Genomic DNA, 17345 nt, shown 5'->3' with positions numbered 1-17345 from the left:
GCACGATGTGTGAGCGCGTGAATTCAGTCAAGCCTCTCCGGGGCGGGAGCGTGCTTCCGCCGCCGGTCGGTACATCGTCATATCTGCCGCTTATTCGGGAACGAGCCAGTCGACGGTGCCGGTGGCATCCGGGCCTTGCGACAGGATGCGGACGAGCCACGGCAGAGCGTCGCGCAACTGAGCTTCCAGCGTCCAGGGCGGATTGAGGATCAGGAGACCGCAAGCGCGCAAGGTTCCGTTCTTGGTGGGGCGGGCCACATGCAGCTCCGTGCGCAGGATCTTCCGCAGGCCCGTATCCACCATCATCTGATAGAAGTGGTCGAACGCTTTCTGATCATACCACGCCAGATAGAGGCCGTTCACCCAGCGTCGGGTGGCCTTGAAGATACCGGCGGTAAGCGTGCGGTATTCGTCCGGCTCCTCGAAGACGGGGTCGATCAGGACCAGGCCCCGCTTTTCCTTGAAGGGCACGAAACTGCCGAGTGCCAGCCAGGCATCGAGATCGACGATCCAGACCTGATGGTCTCCGTCTAACCGCTCCGCCAGAACGCGATGGTCGTGTTCGTTCAGCTCCGTCGCACTCAGCCGATCCTGCGGGCGCATCAGGTGGCGGACGATCTCGGGCGAGCCGGGATATTTGGTCAGGTCGCCTTCGCTGTTGAATTCGCGCACGAGATCCAGATAGGGCGTCAGCAGGGGCGCTGCCTGATGCGACGGCGTGATATCGATCAGCCGCCCGATGCCGTCGCGCCATTCGCCGGTTTTCTGGGCCCGTTCGTTGGACAGGTCATAGGCGCCGATACCGGCATGGGTGTTGAGCACCCGGAAGGCTTTGTCCTTCTTCTTCAGGTGATCGAGTATGGCGATGAGGACGGCGTGTTTCAGCACATCCGCGAAGTTGCCGGCATGATAGGCGTGGCGATAGTTCATGGAGTCCGTCAATGAACCTCTGTGTCGGGCGAGCCGGGCGCAGAGTGATTACGTGCAATGCCCCTCATGTAGCGGAATTCGGACGCGAAAGAAATGATGACAGGATCACCGGGGCTCCAAGTTCGTCCCTGAGCGGTTTTCGGCTCCAGCAATGTGCCGCCTTGCGTGCGGTCCAGCTCAAACGAAGGCGGCGCGTCCGGGATCGAACGCGCCGCCTTCATATTCGTGTGCAAATTGCGTTTTTGCCGTGCGGGCCACGTTTGCACGGCCCTTGAGGCAATCAGCCTGCGCTTTCTTCGACCTGAAGTTCGACAGCCTTCGGGCCCTTGCCGCGCCGATCCGGCTCGGTGGCGAAAGACAGGCGTTGGCCGCTTTCCAGCCCGCTCAGGCCGGAACGCTCCACAGCGGAGATGTGAACGAAGACGTCGACGGCGCCCTCGTCCGGTGTGATGAAGCCAAACCCCTTGTCGCTCTTGAAGAACTTGACCGTGCCGGTCTGACGGGGACCGCGTTCCGCCGGCTGTCGTTCCTGCCGGGGGGTATCGCTGCGCGGGCGAAACCCGCCGCTGGGACGGTCGTCTCCCGAATGCTCGGCGGATGCACCGCGATCGGCACCGCTCGGGCCGCGTCGACCCGCATATCCGCCGTTGTCTTTATGTCCGCCACGACCGCGGCTTTCATATCCGCCGTAATCGCCGTAGTCGTCCCGATCGCCGTATCCGCCACCGTAGTCCTCGCGCGGGGCATGGTTGCGTCCGGGCGGCTCCGCTCCGTAAATGGGGCCACCAAAGCCCTGTCGGCTGTCAAAGTCGCGGGATCCGCGGCCGTGCCCGCGACGTCCCTTGTTGCGGCGTACCGGCTCGTCATCCATGTCCGGATCACAACCTTTGCGGCTGCGCCAATCAGCCATCGTATTGCTGCCTCTTCCCAGTCATTTCCGACACTTCACCATCGCGTCGTCAAACTGACGCGCCGCTTCGACGTGCGTTCGTTCGGCGCGCACGCCGCTCTGATCGCAAGCCGAAACGGAAATGACCATCACCTCCCAGGAGGCTGCCTATCGTGCCCCTGACCTGAAAAGTTCTGCCTGGTCGGTTAGATAGCTCAAAAATCGGACACGCTATCTGCGTCCTTTACGCCTTCGTTCGCGCAGCCGAATTCCGTGAGCCTCATCCAACCACAGCCATTTAAGAATAACTTCGGTCTCAGAGCAAGTCACACCTCGAGAATTGCGACATATTCGGCGCAGGCGAAGTTACTGCACTTGATCTCTCAGGCCTCTATTTCTTAATTCGTTAATAAAAATGTTTGCCCCCTAATGGTTCTCCGTGTTGTGTCGCGTCGAACGGTCGCGACGGATGGTAATTCTCCCTTCTTCCGCAGCCGCAGGTTAGCGGCGTTAAGTATGGGTTCGGAAACATAGAGACATATTCTAATTTTATCGGTAAGTAATTGTTTACTTTTCAGTATTCGTTAATTTTATTCGTTAATTTTTCGGTTTCGGGGAAAATTATGTGGGGCTTGGACGATCAGATTGCGGCTGCGGTGATGGTTGATCTCGTTGCAGGGACGCTTTCAACAGTAGAGCCGGAAACGCTCCGGAATAGCATTGTCGAGACTGTAGAAGAGGTTGAGGGATACTGCGCGCGCGGTCAGGCACGCCTATCGTAAAACGCAGCGGGATGTGGAGCGTGCGCACAATGCTGTCGCCCGTTCCAGGGAAGGCTTCCGCGATCTGGAGCGGGCTCTGGACGGTTCGGCCTGCAAAATCGCTACGGCGGGAGCGACTTTTTAACCTCGGGTGGTTCCACCGTCCGGCCGGGTGTTCTACGTCTGATGGATCCGCGTTTTTATCGAGCCCCAGCAGGATCTCATGACAAAGCTCAAGGCGGGGATTGTTCCCGTCACTCCCTTCGCCCAGAACTGCACGTTCCTGTGGGATGACGATACCAAGGCCGGTGTCGTGATCGATCCGGGCGGAGAGGTCGACGTCATCCTCGCGGCGGTTCGCGAACATGACATCAAGGTCGAGCGTATTCTGATCACCCACGGCCATATCGATCATATCGGCGGAGCCGCGGAACTGGCGGAGGCGTTGGGCGTGCCGATCGAGGGGCCGCACGAGGCGGACAAGCCGTTGATCGAGCGGGTGGCGGATCAGGCCCAGCAGTTCGGTCTGCCGGACGTGCGCACCATGACGCCCGACCGCTGGCTGAAGGAAGGCGACACGGTTGATGTCGCGGGAGCCCAGTTCCAGGTGCTGCATTGTCCGGGACATTCGCCCGGACACGTGGTCTTCTACCACCAGCCGTCGAATTTCGTCATTGTTGGAGACGTGATCTTCAAGGGTTCGGTCGGGCGCACGGATCTGCCCGGCGGCGACCACGCCGCTCTGATCAGTTCGATAAAGGAAAAGCTCCTGCCGCTCGGCGACAGCGTCGCCTTTTTATGCGGCCACGGCCTTCACTCCACCTTCGGCGAGGAACGCCTCACCAACCCGTTCCTGCAGAACTGAGGCACGGCATTCCGCCGACGAACAAGCGAGGCGCATTGCGGGTCCGGTCAAATCCGGGGGCGCACGTCTCGTGTCATGCCGATCCAATAGAAACGAAACGGAGCGGACACGGGTCCGCTCCTGAATCCTTTGGTTCGGTCAGGCCAGTTCGATGTTGCAGGCCTGCGGGCCGCGGCCACGCCTGTCTTCTTCCGTCTCGAAGGTGACCTGAGTGTCTTCGGGCAGCGCCTGCAGTCCGGAACGCTCCAGTGCAGTGATGTGCACGAAAATGTCCTTGCTGCCGTCCTCCGACGAGATGAAACCGAAGCCGCGTTCGGTGTTGAAGAACTTGATTGTGTCGTTGCGGCGCATGGGATGCCCTTTCCCGTTCTCTTGGCCGTTTGTCCGCCTTGATCACCTTGTGCCGATCGTTGCGATCGGGATGCAAGCAAGGGGTGCCCCTTCTCTCAGTCGTCGGGAAAGCAGTTCAAGCCCGTTTCAGGCACACGTACCAATCCACTTCGGCCGAGGGCACACCGGGTCCAGCGAGCAGCGCGCCGATGGGTCATTTTATGTGATTTATAGGAGAAAACATCAAGGTGAAAAATGATTCTATAACTCAAACGGCATTGCTGTACCTGCGTCGCGGCAAAGGGCTTGAATGCCTTGCTGCGGCAACGTGTGGCAAAAGGTTACGCCCCTTCAGGTCGCGATCTGCAACGTGAGCGGGCAGGGCAGGACCGTTCAGCGTGGGCAACCGGGGACAGGTTTGCCGTCCGGGTCATCGGTCAGGATCAGCGAAACCGGAGCCGTGCCGGCGTTGATGTAGCCGAGTTTCCTGGCGGCTGCGCGGGTCAGGTTGATGACGCGGCCGCGCGTATAGGGGCCACGATCATTGATGCGGACCGTCACGGTGCGGCCGTTGCGCAGATTGGTGACCTTCACCTTCGTGCCGAAAGGCAAGGTGCGGTGGGCGGCCGTCATGGCGCTCGGATCGGCTATTTCGCCGCTGGCGGTGCGGGTGGTGTATTCGTACCAGGCGGCCTGTGCGAGCGAACAGGCGCCGAAGAACGCGATCAGTGCGATGGTCAGGTGCTGTCTCATGGTATGTTCTCGGTGCGGCGTCTCTCATGTGCCGCGAAAGTTCCGCCCATAGGGCCATAATGGGGCAAAGCTGCGGCACGGGCCGCTTCTTATGAGCGCAGAGGAGCGGACCGATTCCGTTGCGGGCGGGGGCATGCTATTGTGGATTTGAGATCGGACGGCCCGCCCGAGTTATTTTCGTCACCTTGCGGAGGATTAGTGGGTGCGGATTGCGGCTGCGCGATATCCTATCGATTGGCTCGACAATCTGGATGCCTGGAAAGCCAAGACGACCGACTGGGTGGAGCGTGCACTGTCGCAAGGCGCGGAGCCGCTCGTTTTTCCCGAATATGGCTCGATGGAGCTTGCCTCGCTGTTCGGCAAGGAGGTGGCGGGTGACATCGATGCGTCGATCTCCTCCATGCAGAAGCTTCTGCCGGATATCCTCTCGCATTGGCGCGATCTGGCGGTGAAGCACGGCGTGCACATTATGGCGCCGAGCTTTCCCGAATGCGACGAGGCGGGAACGGTGCGCAACGTGGCGCGGCTGTTCACGCCCGCGGGCGAATGTGGTGAGCAGGCGAAGGTCGTGATGACCCGCTTTGAGGGCGAGCGCTGGGGATTCGTCGGCGGCGGCCCGATCCGCGTATTTGAGACCGATCTCGGCCGCATCGGCATCTCCATCTGCTACGACGTGGAATTCTCCGCCATTGCTCGGGCCCAGGCCGAGGCCGGAGCCTGGCTGATCCTTGCGCCCTGTCGACGGAAGGCGTGATGGGGGCGAGTCGTGTGGCGATCGGCGCAGCGGCGCGGGCTTTGGAAAACCAGTGCTATGTGGCGACGTTGCCGACCTCCTGCCGGGCACCGTGGTCTGTCGCGGTCGACGTCAATCGCGGGGCGGCGCGCGTCGTCTGCCCGCCCGATGTGGGCTTTGCGGAAACGGGGCTTCTGGCCGTCGGCGAGATGGATGCGGCGCAATGGGTTTTTGCCGATCTCGATCCGGATCTGGTTGAGCGCGCGCGGACCGATGGCGATGTGCTGATCTTTTCCGATCGGGCCCGGCCCGGGGGCACTGCGCCCCAGGCCGAACTCATCGATCTGACGGCGTGACGGGCCTTACTGCTCGAGCTGCCAGGTGATCGTGACCTGCACGCGCAGGGTTTTCTCTCCCGCCTCGACCGGCACGGGGGCGGCTTCCGCCTTCATGGAGCTGCGCATCAGCATGGGCTGCGAGCAGCTGACGGAATCTTCGGAAATCGACAGGATACGGCCGAGGCGGACGCCTGCTGCCTTGGCGTAGATCTCGGTCTTGCGCTTGACGTCGGCCACGGCGGCGGCGTGCGCCTCGTCGCGGCGCTTGTCGGCATCGGAAACGATGAAGTGGATGCCGCCGATCTTGTTTGCTCCGTCGCTGACCATGGCATCGAGTAGGGCGCCGAGCTTGCCCAGATCGCGCACGTGGATACTGACCCCGTTATTGACCTGATAGCCGACGATCTTGCGGTCCTTGACCCAGCTGCCGCCGCTGTCGCGCCGGTCGGCATAGCGCGGGGAGATGGAAAAGCCGCTGGTCTGGATGTCGCGCGGCTCGATCCCTGCGGCTTTGACCTCATCGATGAGGGGGGGCATTGCCTTCGTGTTGGCCGTCAGCGCCTCGCGTGCCGTCTTCTCCTGGGAGACGACGCCGGAGGTTATCATGGCCATGTCCGGAGCCGCGGTGACTTCGCCGGTGCCGGTCAGGCTCATGGTCGCGATCTTGTCCTCGCTCTGGGCGAGCGCGGGGGCCTGGGCAAGGGGGCAGGGTGGCTGCGGCGAGAAACGTTGAAGAGGATGGCGGCGGAATTCGGGCGAAGCGATAGCGTCATGACGTTTCCTCGAATCTGCAACCGGCGCCGGGTCGGGAGGCGCCAGCTTTGCGGTATTGACGTGCCCTTCAGTCATCCTTTCCGAATGCGGCACTTTTCGGCGGAGGCCGGATCATCACCGGGGAAGTTGCTGAAGGGGGAGAATGTCTCTTGTCGTGAGTTACCGGCTTGTAGCTCTTGTGCCAACGATATTCCTTGGTATAGGAAACTCGATCATGTCGCACCCGGCGCCTGCCGGTGCCGATATCAGGACGTCCTAGCGAGACGTTCCGGGGGGCCTGTAGCTCAATTGGTTAGAGCCGACCGCTCATAACGGTCTGGTTGCAGGTTCGAGTCCTGCCGGGCCTACCACCACTCTAAATTCCCGTTATTTTTCCACATCCCGTCGGTCACACGGCGCTCGTCAACGCGGGCAACGCCACTCACCTTCGCGGGAAGATGCGGCTAGATCACTGATCATTCAGCATCACTCATGTCAAATCGGTCCGTTGCAAACTCATTTCGGAGCTTGAATCAAGCCAAGTCTGATTTGGCGGCCCCGTTTATGAGGGTGCCTTGAAAACTCGGGGCTATTTTCAGCGCGGCTTACATTGGCATTTCTTCTTAGAAAATTGTTAACTAATTGAATAATCGACTCACGACGCTAGACCGAGATTGATCTTGCAGTGGGCGGAGATGACAGCACGCAGTCTGTATATCTGCCTGGAAGAGGATCCCGCCTTCATGAAGATCGATCTGCGAAGGTTACTCGAAGTTCTGGCGGTGGCGCGCAGCGGCTCATTCAGCAGCGCAGCGGAGGTTTTGCATGTCTCTCAACCGGCCCTTTCCCAAAGCATAGCACTGCTTGAATGCGAACTTGGCATGAGGGTGCTCGACCGCGGGCGCCACGGAGCAAAGGTCAACAGTTCGGGGGAAGCCCTGCTTTTTCATGCCGAAGCGCTGGAGGAACTTCTGGCACGGGCTCGCGAGGAAATGGGATTGCGCGCACGCGGTATGGAAGGCTCATTGACGATCGGGATCACGCCGATCACATCCTCCGGCGTGTTGCCCGAGGCAATCAATATCCTGATCGTGGAGATGCCACGGGTTTCGATCTTCGTGATCGAGAGACTGGACACGGAGATCATCCGGCCCCTGCGCACGTGCAAGCTCGACATGGTGCTCAGCCGGTTGGGCGTGCAACCCCGCTATACCGATGTCGCAGAAGAGAGGCTTTTTACGGTGGACTGAGCTCTGGTCATGGGGCCGCAGCATTCGCTGCGAGACCTGAAATCGGTGCGACTCGACGAACTTGGAGACAGGCGCTGAGTCCTGCCTGCCAGCGGCAGTGCCTTTCGCGAGCAGCTTGAGCTCGTGTTCACCAATGCGGGCACCGGCTGGCCCGCCGATGCGATCATTACCAACTCGATCCTAGTCATCAAGGCGATCGTGATGAGCACGGAATGTATCACCGTCATCTCGCCGCGTCTCGTCAAGGTGGAAGTTGCTGCTGGGCGGTTGTGCGCGGTTCCGCTAGAAGACATCGGCTCACTGCGCGAGGTTGGCCTTGCCTGGAGGCGGTCGGACCGGCTGTCGCCGATTGCCATGCGGTTCCGCGACATTCTTCGCCAGATTGGCACTCGGGAACTGGTTGCGGCGCATTCGCCCACCCACCGGCAATAGGCCTGAAAACAGCAAATGGTCAATCCGAGGGTTCCCGGATCGGCCAGTGCGCGATGGGGCCGGGGAAGGGGGCCGCAAAGGGCACGGCGGGTGCGAACGCCAGCCCCGGTTCCGCGACCCGAGCAAACTGTGCTCGGGCCTCGATCCTGTGGTCAGCGAAGTGCCTGCTTTGCGTTTTCCGGGGCGATCAGGATGCCGACAAATGCCAGAGCAGCGATGACCTCGAAGTAGATCACGACGAGATGGAAATCCTGGCCCGAACCCATCAGCGCCGTTCCTACGAACGGGAGAAGACCGCCGCCCAGGATGATACCGAACTGCTTGGCCATCGAGCTGCTGCTGACGCAGACGTCGGTCGGGAACAACTCGGCCGTGAACGCGGCTTCCGGATCGAACATCAGGGCATGGATCAGACCGACCGAGATAACCAGCCCGCCGACCAGCAGTAGCGGATCCTTCATGAGCACGATCTGGAAGAAGAACGGACACCAGATCGCCGCCAGCACAATGCCGATGATGAGGAAGGGGCGGCGACCCAGCCGGTCGCTGTACGCGGCGATCACGGGCACAAGGCACATCTCGACAATGTTGGCGATCATCGCCCCGGACGTGATCGATGATGGGGCCATGCCAAGCTTGCGAATGGCATAGCCCAGAACGAACACGGTGCTCATATATTGGAAGGCGCTGTGCACCATGTTTATGAGGCAACCGAGGATGGTGGCCTTCTTGTAGGACGCAACAACTTCCAGCAGCGGCGCTCGGCGGGTCTTTGCCTTGTCCTTCACGGCCTTGAAGAGCAGCGACTCGTCGACGTTATAACGCAGCCAGGTACCGATCAGGACGAGCACGAAGCTGAGCAGGAACGGCACACGCCACACCCAGGCCGCGAAAGTGCCCCGGCTGAAGGCTCAACCGAGCACCGAGATAAGGCCGGAGGCTGCGATGATGCCAATGGGCCCGGAGGCGTTGACCCACGAGGCGAAGAAGCCGCATCGGCCGGAAGGCGCATTTTCCAGGGTGAGCGAGACGGCGTTCATGTATTCGCCGCCGAAGGCGAAGCCCTGGATGAAGTGCAGGATGATCAGCCCGATCGGCGCCCAGAGGCCGATTGAATCGTAGCTCGGCAGACAACCCATGAAGAAGCTTGATACCCCCATGAGAAGGAAGGTCATCATTAGCATCGTCTTGCGGCCGATCTTGTCGCCGAAATGGCCGAAGACCATGCCGCCGAGCGGCCGGGCGACGAAGCCCAACGTGAAGGTGGCGTAGACCGCGAGCATGCTTGCGACGGAATCCATCTTCGGGAAGAAGAAGTGGTCGAATACGATCGGTGCTGTAAAGGCATATATGAAGAATTCGTAGTGTTCTATCGCTGATCCAATACAATATTATAAAAAAATACGGAGATATGCCGGAGTTGTACTCCCTTTATATACATCTTTTGGTGTAGAACTGTTATGAATATCCACTAAATACTTCATGATATACTAAATTTTAATTTATAATATTGACGATCTCGACAATAAAGGCCGACTAACCGCCGTCATCACTGTTTTCCGGGCGACTTTCTATTTAAAAATGCTTGCATTCGTTTCGTTTTCTCAGGCGTCGAGAAGATGAGTTGAAAAGCCTTGCGCTCACTACGCAGACCCGCCTCGAGCGGCACGTTCATGCTTTCGAGGACCATCTCCTTGATCAGGCGGACGGCCAGCGGCGATTGCGCGGCAATCCGGGAGGCGAGTTGCAGCGCTGTATCCAGCACCGCTTCGTCGTCGACAACTTGGCTCACCAGGCCGACGGCCTTCGCTTCTTCTGCGCGGATCCCATCTCCAGTCAGAAGAAGCTGCATTGCGGCGAACTTGCCCACGGCATGCGTAAGCCGCTGCGTGGCGCCACCGCCGGGAATGATCCCGATGAGATTTCGGGCTGGCTGAACTTCGCCGAGCGGCCCGCGACGATGATGTCGGCGTGCATGGCCAGTTCGCAGCCGCCGCCGAGCGCATAGCCGTTGATGGTTGCGATGATCGGCTTGGGCAATTCGCGATCGTACCCCACAGCAGATCCATGTTGCGGGCGATGACGTCGGCAGGCGTCGCATCGACGTATTTGTTGATGTCGGCGCCGGCACAGAAGGCGCGGTCATCATTCGTCACGACGATGCAATGCACGCCGTCGGAACGTCCGAGCATTTCGAACGTCGCTGCCAGTTCCCGGCGCAGTTCGAGGTTGAGAGCGTTGCGGACATGGGGGCGGTTGAGCCGGACGAGGACGACGCTTTCCGAGGGGCTCTCGGTCAGGAGGCTTGCATCGGACGCCAATTGAGGATCGGGAACAACAGACATCTCATTCCCCCCTGAACTCCGGACGCCTTTTCTCGAGAAGGGCTGCCACCGCTTCTGCGTGGTCCGCCGTCCCGTGGGCCATTGCCTGGTAGGTGGCGGCCTGCAAGAGGATCGAGTCCAGGTGCTCGTGCTGGGACTGTTTCATTAAGCGCTTCGTCCAGCGCAGAACATGCGGCGGGTTTGCAACAATTCGTTCGGCGAGCAACATGGCTTCGGACATGAGGTCGTTGTGCGGGACAACCTGCGAGACGAGGCCGATCGACAGCGCGGTCGAAGCATCGACCGGCTCGCCGGTGAGGGCCATTTCTGCAGCCCGCGCGTAGCCGATGATGCGTGGCAACAGCCAGGAGCCGCCATCGCCGGCGACGATCCCGACCCGTACGAAGCTTTCCGCGAAGAACGCACGTTCCGAGGTGATCCGGAGGGCGCACATGTAGGCAAGGTCGCAGCCTGCCCCGATCGCGGCTCTGTTGGCGGCGGCGATGCAGGGAACGTCGAGTTCTCAGAAGGCGCGCGGGATACGCTGGATACCGGTGCGATATTGTTCGGCGATCTGTTCGGGTGTTCCGTCGAACATGCCTTTCCTGTCACGCATGTCGCGGACATTGCCGCCGGAGGAGAACTCCTTGCCGTCGCCTGTGATTATGACGGCCCGGATCGAAAGATCCGCATTGGCGGAACGGACGGTTTGCTCAAGATCGCTGTAGAATGCGTCACTATTGAGCGCGTTCCGTATTTCTGGATCGCTGATTGTCAGGACCAGGACGTGCCCGGTCTGCGAGGCGTGGAGCTTGGTGCCCATATCTCGGATTCCTCCTCGAGAACCGCCGATTGCCTGCTGATTGTCAGATTGAGACGCGCCGGTTCGGAGCCGGCTGCCGCGGCCCGCGCAAGAGCAGGCCGCAACGCCAGTGGAGCGCCCAGGGCAGGATCAGATGCCCACTATTGTCAGACCGCCGTTGCACAGCGGGAACTGGTCGGTCATGTGCCGGGAGTCTTCTGCTGCCAAGAACAAGGTGGGAGGAACCATGTCTTCCGGCTTCGCAATGCGGCCGAGTGGCGTCTGGCTGAGAACCTGCTCGCGCTGACCGTGCGTCCAGTCGTAGCGGTTCTTGAGGGCTTCGGTTTCCATGAAGGCGGCGCCGAGCGTGTTGACACGGACCTTGGGCGCCAGCGCACGGGCATAGGATTTCGTCAGGCCAATGACGCCGTATTTCGCCGCTGTGTACTGGGGCGCACGCCGACTGCCGGCGATGACGACCTGAGACCCGATATTGACGATGACCCCGCCGGGGGCGTCGCCTTCTATCATCCGCGAGCCGACTTCGTGGATTATGAACATCATGCCTTTGACGTCGACCGCCAGCGTGTGGTCCACGACCTTCTCGTCGAGTTCGCGTCAGGATTTCTGGTTGAGCGCCATGTCGCCGACGTTGTTGACCAGGACATCGATATGGCTGAACTCGGAGAATGCAGCTTCCGTGATGGCCTGGACGTCGGAATATTCGGCGATGTTGCCCTTCACGGTTATGGCCTTGCGGCCGAGGGCGTGGATTTCATTTGCCGTTTCCTCCGTGCCGACGGCGGAATTGTTGTAGTGAACGACGATGTCCGCGCCTTCCTTGACGAAAGCCAGCGCCAATACCCGACCGAACCCGCGACCGGAACCCGTGACAAGTACCTTCTTGTCCTCGAATCTGGATATCGGCTTATCCTTCCCATTCTGATTGCGCCGCGGGTCCGATGGCCCTGCCGCCGGTCCGGGTCGCTATTGGTTAAGCGCAGCGCTTGACGATTTCGGTGAACTCCGCGTCGGTGAGGAGCCCGCGCTTCTTGATCGCCAGTTTCTTCACCTCATCGAGCAGCACCGGAACCTGGTTGTCCGCGACCTCCAGGCCGAGATCCTTGTCCTTGATCTTGATGGAGGCCGTACCGCTCTTCTTGCCGAGGCGAATGCCACGTGGCGTGTCGAGCAACTCCGACGAGTAGGGTTCGATGGCGTGGGGGAGGTGGAACTGTGCGGCGACCGCGCCTGTTTCGCGAACGAACAGGTTCTGGCCGACGACCGCTTTCCAGGGCTCCAGGTCGTAGCCGGCGATCTCGCGCAGCCGTTCGGAAGCACCGCGAACCTTTTCGAGCTTGAGCCCGGTATCGGTGCCGTAGAGCAGCTCGAGCGCCAGGCCGATTTCGGGAATGTTGGCGTTGTCGGCGCGCTCTCCGATACCGTCGATGGTGCCGTGGATCCATTCCGCCCCGACGTTGATCGCGGCGATGGCGCAAGCCATGCCGAGGCCAAAGTCGTTGTGTCCGTGGTAATGTACCGGCACGTCTCCGGCCCAGAACTTCACTCGCTTGACCAGTTAGGTAACCGCTTCCGGACAGGCGATCGCTAGCGTGTCGACGATCATCAGTTCCTTCGCGCCGGCTTCAAGCGCGGTCTTGTATACGGTCTATACGGTCTCGAAGAAGTCGAGATCGGCGCGGGTGGAGTCGACGTCGAAGTAGGCGACGTGGATGCCGCTTTCAGCGCCGAGCTTGACCGCATTGCGGATGCGCTCGAGCACCGTTTCGCGGGAGACGCCGAGGGCGGAGAGCTTCTGGTCGGAGATCAGCGCCTCGATGATGCAGTATTTTAGGTAGAGGTCGGCCACGGCCTCCACATCGGGGATCATGGCGCGTGCAAAGCCCCAGATCTCGGCATTGAGGCCGGCTTTCGAGATGGCGCGAATGGCCTCCCGGTCCTCTTCGGAAACCCGGGGGAAACCGGCTTCGATGCGCCCAACGCCGAGGCTGTCGACGAGCTTGGCGATTTCGAGCTTCTGCTCGGGCTCGAACACCACACCTACCGCCTGTTCGCCGTCGCGCAACGTGGTGTCGTAGAACCCGGCTTTCTTCTTCGGTTGGTTGGTCAATGCCAGCTCGTTCAGCGAGCCGGTCCAGATCTTGGAACGATCAATCATGGCGACCTCTTAAAAGCCTACGAATTCGGGAGCATCGACGCCGTGGGCGTCTTTCCAGGACACGACCTGATTGCACAGGACGCCGATCTTCTCGATCTCTGCCTCGATCTCGTCGCCTGGCTTGAGGTGCCAGACCTGCGGATCCTTGCTGAAGGCAGTGACGCCCGACACGGTGCCGGTGGTGAGGATGTCGCCGGCGGAAAAGCCGGTGGGCGAGAACTTGGCGATGAGCTGTGGGATCGTTACCGACATGTGACTGGAGTTGGAGATCTGCCGCTTCTCGCCGTTCACCCGGAGTTCGAGCGCGAGATTGTAGGGATTGGGGATCTCGTCGGCTGTCACAATCCACGGACTGAATGGGCAGAACGTGTCGATCGACTTCGAGAAAATGAAGTTCGACGACTGCATTTCCCAGCGCTGGATATCGCGGGCGGTGATATCGTTGAAGATGACATAGACGCCAATGTAGTCTTCGCGTCTTCTTCGCTGACGAACTTGCCGGACTTGGCGAGGACTGCGCACAATTCCAACTCGTAGTCGAGTTACTTGGTAAGATTTTCGGGATATACGATGTAGTCTTTGGGCCCGATGATGGCGTCGACGTTTTGGAAAAAGACGATCCAGGGTTTGATTGCGGCCACCCAGTTGGAACGGTCGCTCTCCTGTGCATGCTCGTCGTAGTTTCCGGTGCTATGGTAGATCTTCTTCGGGATGATTGGTGCACGAAGCTTGACATCTGCTAGCACATAACGCTGCGACGTTTTGCGCTCCTTCGCTTTATCCTGGACAGGCGTTCCGAGTTCGAATAGGGCGCGTATGGACGGAACATCGATAACGACGATCTATTCACCTTTGACGGCGCCAACGAATTTCTTGCCATCTACTTCAAATATCGCAAGATTCATTTCTTCGTATCCTCATAAATTTTTTATTCTTAGATATTAATATACATAATGATATATTATTAAATATTATTTGTTAAGCAAAACAAAAATAATGATAATTAGTTAGTCTTGAGTTTATCGCGCTGTATTTAGATGTTTTGACCTGATATTTTGTATTTCATTACAGGTTGGACGTACAATATTATTAATTGTGATATATATTAGCTGTTCTTATGGAATGTCTGTGCAGACAACGGAGCTGCACCAAGCACCTGCCGGCGGTACGCGAGTGCTTTCCGTTCAAACGGGTTCGTTTGAACGATTGGAAATCGCTCCAGATCAATACCTGGAGCATATTCCTGTCGATCAGATCGCTTTGACTTGATCCCCTTAGATGCCCTCGATTTCGGGTTAGCCTGTTCTTCAAGGAAGGAGACAGGCAATGAAGCGATCAAGGTTCTCGGGAGAACAGATCATCGGCATTTTGAAGGAACATCAGGCTGGCATGACGCCCCGCTGATTTGTGCCGCAAGCACGGCATCTCTGACGCAACGTTCTACACGTGGCGCAAGACGTATGGCGGGATGGATGTGACGGACGCCAAGCGGCTGAAGGCGCTTGAGGAAGAGAATGCGAAGCTGGAGAAGCTTCTGGCGAAGCAGATTGTGGACGTATCGACGCTCCGCGAGCTGCCGACGAAAAACTTCTGACGCCCGGCTCAAGAAGAAATGCCGTGAGTTGGGCGACCGAGATGAAGGATCATTCGCCGCGGTGAGCCTGCGCCCTGAGCAGTATGGTACCGCGCGTCTTCCGTTACCAGTCAAGCTGGTCGGGCGATGTCGACCTCCGACAGCGCACGCGGGAGCTGTCGTCGGAACGTCGCCGTTTCGGTTACCTCCGTCTGTATCTGCTCTCGAAGCAGGAAGACGTCGCGGTGAACTGGAAGACGCTCTACCAGATTTACAAGGAAGAGCGGCTGACAGTCCAAAGACGCGGTAGCCGCAAGCGGGTCTTGGGCACGCGGGCGCCGATGGCGATCCCGCAGGATCCGAACCAGAGATGGCCATTCGACTTCATGTCAGACACGCTGGTGGAGGGGCGTCGCTTCCGCATCCTGTGTGTCATCGGTGACTTCAGCCGGGAATGTCTGGCAACAGTGGTCGATAACTTGCCCTCGGGTGAACGCCTGGCCCGGGTACTGGATGTTATCGTGGAACGGCGCGGCTATCTCTGCATGGTGGTCGGCGCCAACGGCACCGAACTCACATCGAATGCCTCGCTCGCCTGGCAGCCGGATCGTAGCGTCGATTGGCACTAGATCGCGCCCGGCAGGAAAACCGATGCAAAACGATTTTGTCGAGAGCTTCAATGGACGGCTGCGTCACGAGTGCTTCAACGAGTATCTGCTCCGTAATTATCGCCGTGCCCAAGAGGTCATCGAAGTGGAGGATCGGCTGCAATCTGAACCGGCCACACACAAGCCTCGACGGTCTCACACCGAACGAATTTGCAACCCGGTCAAGAATGGACCACAACGTGAACAGGGCTAACCTATGAATGGGTACATTTAGGGGAGCAGGTTAGTTTCTATGAAATAACGTCAGGGGGCATCGTCAGTGACGTTGCTCCAAGTTTTATCCAGCTTGATGGGGGGACTGGTGGCCGGTTTGCACGCTATGGGCTGAGGGTGTTGACGCGCTCTAACGCGGAATTCGCGAGCGAGCGAAACGGCAGATTCCGTCTCTGGTTCAAAGTGTCGGCATGTTCGGATGGAGCCTTCCGTGGCGCCGGAAACGGAGGCCGTCCACCACATCAGCTCAGCTGGGATGAACAGCGCGCCAGCGTGTCCGTTTTCTCACGTGCGCCGCTATAACGATCTGACGGTGCAGGGTCGGGCCTCACCGATCAGGCTGCGCGCTTCGGTTTGCGGCTCTTGTGTTTCGAGGTCTTGCCTCGATCTGCCGTCGGGGCCCGGTGTTTTTGCGGGGCGGCTTGCCGTCCTGCTTGAATTTCGGTTTCGCGTGCCTCGGCTCGCCGCGGCTCTCACTGGCGGGTGCGATCCTGATGCCTTTCTCAAGGCTGCCAGGCTGCTTGATCTGCTTCGCATAGCTGTCGGCCTTGTCGGCCGAAATCTCGAAACGGGTTTCGGTATCGTCGATCTTGATCGCGCCGACATCACGTCTTGTCACGCCGCCGGCGTTACAGATCATCGGCAGCAGGAATTTCGGATCGGCGCGCTGCCTGCGTCCAAGCGAGATGGTGAACCAGATATCGTCCTGCATGTTCGGGCCGCGCGGCTCGCGAACCTTTGCATGTTCCTCTCGGGACCGCGGGCCGCGGCTGGAACCCTGCTCTGCAACGCCTCGACGGGAAGCGGCGAGAGTTCTTCGGGGACGGGGAGCGCTGCCAATTGCTGGCGAAGGAAAGCCGCAGCAATACGCTGCGGTCCGGCCTTGTCCAGCAACTCGGCCACGAAATCCTTTTCCAGTTCGTCAGGGTCTTCGGCCGAGGCGACGGCATCGAGTATCCGGCGGCGGTAGCGCGCCTCGATCTCGGCAATGCCGGGCGCTGACCGCACGGTCGCGGTCAGCTTCGCCAATGCGAGCACGCACTGGGCCGCGCCTCACCTGTTTTCCGGAACGATGAGCACGCAGACGCCCTTTCGGCCGGCGCGGCCGGTCCGCCCGGAACGATGCAACAGGGTTTCCGGGTTGCTCGGCAAGTCGGTGTGGACCACGAGGTCGAGGTTTGGAAGGTCGATGCCGCGCGCCGCGACATCGGTCGCCACGCAGACGCGCGCGCGTCCGTCGCGCATGGATTGCAGCGCATTTGATCGCTCCGATTGTGCCATCTCACCCGAAAGTGAAACCGCCTGGAAGCCGCGATTGACGAGGTGCGCCGTGAGATGGCGAACCGCTTCGCGTGTGCGGCAGAAAACCAGGGCGCTCTTGGCGTCGGAATCCAGCAGCGCGTTGATGATGGCGTGTTCGCGCTCGTCGCGCCGCACCAGCATCAACTGATAGTCGATGTCGGCATGCTGTTCGGTGGACGCTGTTATCGCGACACGCACCGCATCGGTTTGCACCGTCTTGGCCAGTTCGGCGATGGCGCGCCGCACCGTC

Annotated in this window: 14 protein-coding genes, 1 tRNA gene and 6 pseudogenes; 8 read left to right on the top strand and 13 right to left on the bottom strand. The window is 59.8% G+C overall.

The features are described from left to right. Positions 1 to 90: 90 nt before the first annotated feature. A complete protein-coding gene (gene rlmJ, locus QNJ43_RS12745; RefSeq protein ID WP_300470518.1) occupies positions 91 to 930 on the bottom strand; it encodes a 23S rRNA (adenine(2030)-N(6))-methyltransferase RlmJ in 840 nt (279 codons plus the stop codon). 280 nt (positions 931 to 1210) lie between these two features. Next, the gene (locus QNJ43_RS12740) at positions 1211 to 1840 is read right to left on the bottom strand and encodes a cold-shock protein (RefSeq protein ID WP_300470517.1); all 630 of its coding nucleotides are present in this window, start codon (positions 1838 to 1840) and stop codon (positions 1211 to 1213) included. 963 nt (positions 1841 to 2803) lie between these two features. Here QNJ43_RS12740 and QNJ43_RS12735 point away from each other — a divergent pair. After that, positions 2804 to 3445: an MBL fold metallo-hydrolase gene (locus QNJ43_RS12735; protein WP_300470516.1), complete on the top strand. Its 642-nt coding sequence runs from the start codon at positions 2804 to 2806 to the stop codon at positions 3443 to 3445. A 138-nt stretch (positions 3446 to 3583) separates the two neighbouring features. Here QNJ43_RS12735 and QNJ43_RS12730 read toward each other — a convergent pair whose 3' ends face one another. Further along, positions 3584 to 3796: a cold-shock protein gene (locus tag QNJ43_RS12730; RefSeq protein WP_300470515.1), complete on the bottom strand. Its 213-nt coding sequence runs from the start codon at positions 3794 to 3796 to the stop codon at positions 3584 to 3586. A gap of 372 nt (positions 3797 to 4168) precedes the next feature. Next, positions 4169 to 4528, bottom strand: a complete 360-nt coding sequence (locus tag QNJ43_RS12725) for a septal ring lytic transglycosylase RlpA family protein (protein ID WP_300470513.1) — start codon at positions 4526 to 4528, stop codon at positions 4169 to 4171. A gap of 202 nt (positions 4529 to 4730) precedes the next feature. Between QNJ43_RS12725 and QNJ43_RS12720 the strand changes: the two genes are divergently transcribed. Together QNJ43_RS12720 and QNJ43_RS12715 are read left to right on the top strand one after the other, a co-directional pair. Next, on the top strand, positions 4731 to 5282 hold the full coding sequence (locus tag QNJ43_RS12720; RefSeq protein ID WP_300470512.1) for a nitrilase-related carbon-nitrogen hydrolase: 552 nt from the start codon (positions 4731 to 4733) through the stop codon (positions 5280 to 5282). Continuing rightward, on the top strand, positions 5282 to 5617 hold the full coding sequence (locus QNJ43_RS12715; protein WP_300470511.1) for a hypothetical protein: 336 nt from the start codon (positions 5282 to 5284) through the stop codon (positions 5615 to 5617). Before QNJ43_RS12720 ends, QNJ43_RS12715 begins: the two co-directional genes overlap by 1 nt. Positions 5618 to 5623: 6 nt before the next feature. On the opposite strand, the gene QNJ43_RS12710 is transcribed toward QNJ43_RS12715, so the two are convergent. Next, positions 5624 to 6448 carry an SIMPL domain-containing protein gene (locus QNJ43_RS12710; protein ID WP_300470510.1) on the bottom strand — a complete coding sequence of 275 codons (825 nt, stop codon included), beginning with the start codon at positions 6446 to 6448 and terminating at the stop codon, positions 5624 to 5626. A gap of 198 nt (positions 6449 to 6646) precedes the next feature. Between QNJ43_RS12710 and QNJ43_RS12705 the strand changes: the two genes are divergently transcribed. From QNJ43_RS12705 to QNJ43_RS12695, 3 genes are all read left to right on the top strand, one after another. Next, positions 6647 to 6723, top strand: a tRNA-Ile gene (locus QNJ43_RS12705). Between the two features lie 324 nt (positions 6724 to 7047). After that, positions 7048 to 7602: a LysR family transcriptional regulator gene (locus QNJ43_RS12700; protein ID WP_300470508.1), complete on the top strand. Its 555-nt coding sequence runs from the start codon at positions 7048 to 7050 to the stop codon at positions 7600 to 7602. Positions 7603 to 7683: 81 nt separating this feature from the next. Continuing rightward, positions 7684 to 8034 carry a LysR substrate-binding domain-containing protein gene (locus QNJ43_RS12695; RefSeq protein ID WP_300470664.1) on the top strand — a complete coding sequence of 117 codons (351 nt, stop codon included), beginning with the start codon at positions 7684 to 7686 and terminating at the stop codon, positions 8032 to 8034. A gap of 152 nt (positions 8035 to 8186) precedes the next feature. Here the strand turns inward: QNJ43_RS12695 and QNJ43_RS12690 are convergent. The 6 genes and pseudogenes from QNJ43_RS12690 to QNJ43_RS12665 form a co-directional block, all read right to left on the bottom strand. Next, positions 8187 to 9419: pseudogene (locus QNJ43_RS12690) on the bottom strand (MFS transporter). Between the two features lie 164 nt (positions 9420 to 9583). Continuing rightward, positions 9584 to 10379: pseudogene (locus tag QNJ43_RS12685) on the bottom strand (enoyl-CoA hydratase-related protein). A gap of 1 nt (position 10380) precedes the next feature. Further along, positions 10381 to 11181, bottom strand: a pseudogene (locus QNJ43_RS12680) (crotonase/enoyl-CoA hydratase family protein). 129 nt (positions 11182 to 11310) lie between these two features. Beyond that, positions 11311 to 12084 (bottom strand): annotated as a pseudogene (locus tag QNJ43_RS12675) (SDR family NAD(P)-dependent oxidoreductase). Positions 12085 to 12154: 70 nt separating this feature from the next. Beyond that, positions 12155 to 13339 (bottom strand): annotated as a pseudogene (locus tag QNJ43_RS12670) (hypothetical protein). A 9-nt stretch (positions 13340 to 13348) separates the two neighbouring features. Continuing rightward, positions 13349 to 13861, bottom strand: coding sequence for a fumarylacetoacetate hydrolase family protein (locus QNJ43_RS12665; RefSeq protein WP_300470506.1), 513 nt, complete (start codon positions 13859 to 13861; stop codon positions 13349 to 13351). A gap of 804 nt (positions 13862 to 14665) precedes the next feature. Here QNJ43_RS12665 and QNJ43_RS12660 point away from each other — a divergent pair. Next, positions 14666 to 15780 (top strand): annotated as a pseudogene (locus tag QNJ43_RS12660) (IS3 family transposase). 341 nt (positions 15781 to 16121) lie between these two features. Here the strand turns inward: QNJ43_RS12660 and QNJ43_RS12655 are convergent. After that, positions 16122 to 16505, bottom strand: coding sequence for a DbpA RNA binding domain-containing protein (locus tag QNJ43_RS12655; protein ID WP_300470504.1), 384 nt, complete (start codon positions 16503 to 16505; stop codon positions 16122 to 16124). Between the two features lie 128 nt (positions 16506 to 16633). Between QNJ43_RS12655 and QNJ43_RS12650 the strand changes: the two genes are divergently transcribed. Continuing rightward, complete coding sequence (locus QNJ43_RS12650; RefSeq protein ID WP_300470501.1) at positions 16634 to 16795, top strand: hypothetical protein; 162 nt, start codon at positions 16634 to 16636, stop codon at positions 16793 to 16795. A 51-nt stretch (positions 16796 to 16846) separates the two neighbouring features. On the opposite strand, the gene QNJ43_RS12645 is transcribed toward QNJ43_RS12650, so the two are convergent. Then, the gene (locus tag QNJ43_RS12645; protein ID WP_300470662.1) at positions 16847 to 17236 is read right to left on the bottom strand and encodes a C-terminal helicase domain-containing protein; all 390 of its coding nucleotides are present in this window, start codon (positions 17234 to 17236) and stop codon (positions 16847 to 16849) included. Positions 17237 to 17345 lie beyond the last annotated feature (109 nt).

This window comes from Breoghania sp. (assembly GCF_030066895.1).
Taxonomy (GTDB): domain Bacteria; phylum Pseudomonadota; class Alphaproteobacteria; order Rhizobiales; family Stappiaceae; genus Breoghania.
The sequence above is the reverse complement of the archived record's forward strand: the minus strand, read 5'-3'. Positions and strand labels throughout refer to the sequence as shown.

Coding starts and splice junctions, on each gene's coding strand:
- QNJ43_RS12700 (WP_300470508.1), top strand. CDS start 7,048: ATGACAGCACGCAGTCTGTATATCTGCCTGGAAGAGGATCCCGCCTTC.
- QNJ43_RS12735 (WP_300470516.1), top strand. CDS start 2,804: ATGACAAAGCTCAAGGCGGGGATTGTTCCCGTCACTCCCTTCGCCCAG.
- QNJ43_RS12655 (WP_300470504.1), bottom strand. CDS start 16,505: ATGCAGGACGATATCTGGTTCACCATCTCGCTTGGACGCAGGCAGCGC.
- QNJ43_RS12645 (WP_300470662.1), bottom strand. CDS start 17,236: ATGCTGGTGCGGCGCGACGAGCGCGAACACGCCATCATCAACGCGCTG.
- rlmJ (WP_300470518.1), bottom strand. CDS start 930: ATGAACTATCGCCACGCCTATCATGCCGGCAACTTCGCGGATGTGCTG.
- QNJ43_RS12715 (WP_300470511.1), top strand. CDS start 5,282: ATGGGGGCGAGTCGTGTGGCGATCGGCGCAGCGGCGCGGGCTTTGGAA.
- QNJ43_RS12730 (WP_300470515.1), bottom strand. CDS start 3,796: ATGCGCCGCAACGACACAATCAAGTTCTTCAACACCGAACGCGGCTTC.
- QNJ43_RS12740 (WP_300470517.1), bottom strand. CDS start 1,840: ATGGCTGATTGGCGCAGCCGCAAAGGTTGTGATCCGGACATGGATGAC.
- QNJ43_RS12710 (WP_300470510.1), bottom strand. CDS start 6,448: ATGACTGAAGGGCACGTCAATACCGCAAAGCTGGCGCCTCCCGACCCG.
- QNJ43_RS12725 (WP_300470513.1), bottom strand. CDS start 4,528: ATGAGACAGCACCTGACCATCGCACTGATCGCGTTCTTCGGCGCCTGT.